The organism is Methanoregula sp. (assembly GCF_002835825.1).
Lineage (GTDB): Archaea > Halobacteriota > Methanomicrobia > Methanomicrobiales > Methanospirillaceae > Methanoregula.
In genome coordinates, this window is record NZ_PIZH01000395.1 from 1 (window position 1) to 1,901 (window position 1,901).

The 1,901-nt window shown below is 58.4% G+C and carries 3 protein-coding genes; 2 read left to right on the top strand and 1 reads right to left on the bottom strand.

All coding sequences use genetic code 11. The features are described from left to right. Window positions 1-68: 68 nt before the first annotated feature. On the top strand, window positions 69-479 hold the full coding sequence (locus CW742_RS11465; RefSeq protein WP_292420509.1) for a hypothetical protein: 411 nt from the start codon (window positions 69-71) through the stop codon (window positions 477-479). Window positions 480-503: 24 nt separating this feature from the next. On the opposite strand, the gene CW742_RS11470 is transcribed toward CW742_RS11465, so the two are convergent. Then, window positions 504-1,259: an ArsR family transcriptional regulator gene (locus CW742_RS11470; RefSeq protein WP_292420511.1), complete on the bottom strand. Its 756-nt coding sequence runs from the start codon at window positions 1,257-1,259 to the stop codon at window positions 504-506. 133 nt (window positions 1,260-1,392) lie between these two features. Here CW742_RS11470 and CW742_RS11475 point away from each other — a divergent pair, with 133 nt between their 5' ends. Further along, window positions 1,393-1,638: an MTH865 family protein gene (locus CW742_RS11475; protein WP_292420513.1), complete on the top strand. Its 246-nt coding sequence runs from the start codon at window positions 1,393-1,395 to the stop codon at window positions 1,636-1,638. The last annotated feature ends 263 nt before the right edge of the window (window positions 1,639-1,901 follow it).

A 1,901-nucleotide genomic window follows, 5' to 3' on the forward strand; every position in this document is an offset into this window, starting at 1 on the left:
ACCCCTCTCCCCCCTCCCCGCACCTTTATCCTGCATGCCGCCAACTCTTATCCTGTGGAGAATATATCATGAAAAATATTCGTGACGCTGCCCTGAAGCAGAGATATACCATCGGACTGACGATCATCTACGCGCTCATCATCCTCTTTGCTGTTGTCAAGATGCAGTTCGTTGTCGGACTCACCATGGCAGTCATCGTCTCGGTCTTTGCCATTGCCTTTTACTGCATCGACATGACTTCACCGGAAACGGAGAACCAGAAGGCAACCCTGCTCCTTGCCTGCGGTGTCATCGTGGCGGCGATAGCCTCGGCCATCGCATCGTGGCTCCTCTGGGCAGTCGTGCTCGCAGTGCTCTTCCTGCACCTCTATGTCCTCTCAAGGATCGAGCAGCGGCTCGGGATGCTCGAGTACCAGAGCACCCGCCGGATCCTTAGGAGACGGACACGGGGTGGTGCATCGCAGCGCCACCGTGCCTGAACGAAGACTGCCGCTCCCCCGGACTTATTCAGCCGCACGAATCGCGGCATGCAGGTCCGATACCGCCTTCAGGGTCCGGTATCCCTTGTCGGTGATAATATAATCCCCGCGTTCGTGGCGCTGGAGGATCATACCAGTGTCGGCCAGTTTCCTGATATGGAAGAGGAGGTTTCCCCCGCGGAGGCCGGTCAGCTGGGAGATCTCCGAGAAGGTCCTTGTCCCGGCCGCCAGCGCCTTTGCGATCTGGAACCGCTGGACATTTGCCACGGGCTCGAGCAGTTCGGCGACAACGGTTTCGTCTGCAAGCGTTGTATCTTCCGATGAGGATGAGATCTCTTTTGTGCAGATGCCGAGTGTCTCCATCAGTTCCACCTGCTTGTCAAAGAGCCTGCCCACTTCGGCAAAGCAGGTACTGCACTGCTTGTGCGGCCCCTTCTTCCTGAGCTCCTTCATTCTGCTGCGGTACGATGCGATCAGTTCGGGGGAGACCTCGCCATCGCGGATATGCCGGGCGGAGTTCTCTAAAAACTCCATGAACACGCCGTAACAAGTTTCCCGCATGCCGCAGCCCTCCACCATCCGGGCAGAGAGGTCTTCTTGTGCATTCCTGACCTGCTGGTCGGAAAAAACACCGGCATACTCCTTCCGGAGGGAAGCGAGCACCGCGTCCGTATGCTGCTGGTTAGCCCGCTCGACAAAGCGCTTCAGGTCTGTCCTGAGCCCGGCTATCTCTGTTTTCAGCTCGCGGATCTCGACCATTGTCCCGAATGCTGTTCCCATGAGTCCTCTCCTTACCTGGGGCCGGGGGCATATAGCCCCGAGGGTCATTTTTCTGTACCGGCCCGCGTTTGTATAGTTTAATGACGCTCATGTATATATCAATGACCTTGCAATGGAATGGTGGTGAAGGACCATGACCAAATCTGTAAAGGACCAGATCCATGCACAGATATCGGGAGCGCTCAAAGGGGCGAAGTTCCCGATCGCAACGCCGGAAGACCTGATAGCTGCATTCCCGGCCGGGGCGGAGACGACCTGCCAGGTCGGCGACCTGAAGATGACTGCCGGTGAGGCAGGAAAACTCCTCAAAGCTTCCGACTTCCCGTTCCGGAGCGCAAAAGCCGTTGCGGATATCATCGTAACCCGCGCCGGCCTCTGAACTCCTCTTTTTGCATGTCCCGCGGGGGGTCTCTCCCCTGCCCGGGAACCGGCTACGATCGCTGCCGGTATTTCCCGGCGGGTACGATGATCCCGAACCGGGCCCCGTTTCCTTCCGTACCGGTTGCACGGTTCATGATGCCCGTGTAGTCGCGGGTCTTCCGGGAGATGGCAAGGCCAAAGCCGGAGTTCTTTCCCTCCCCCGGTTACACTGTCCTCTCCCTGTCGCAGGTAGGAGCGGCGCCCCCAGCCCACGAGCACAAA

What these genes read in the sequence shown, in the direction of transcription:
- CW742_RS11470 (WP_292420511.1), bottom strand. Translation starts at nt 1,259, where the DNA reads ATGGGAACAGCATTCGGGACAATGGTCGAGATCCGCGAGCTGAAAACA.
- CW742_RS11465 (WP_292420509.1), top strand. Translation starts at nt 69, where the DNA reads ATGAAAAATATTCGTGACGCTGCCCTGAAGCAGAGATATACCATCGGA.
- CW742_RS11475 (WP_292420513.1), top strand. Translation starts at nt 1,393, where the DNA reads ATGACCAAATCTGTAAAGGACCAGATCCATGCACAGATATCGGGAGCG.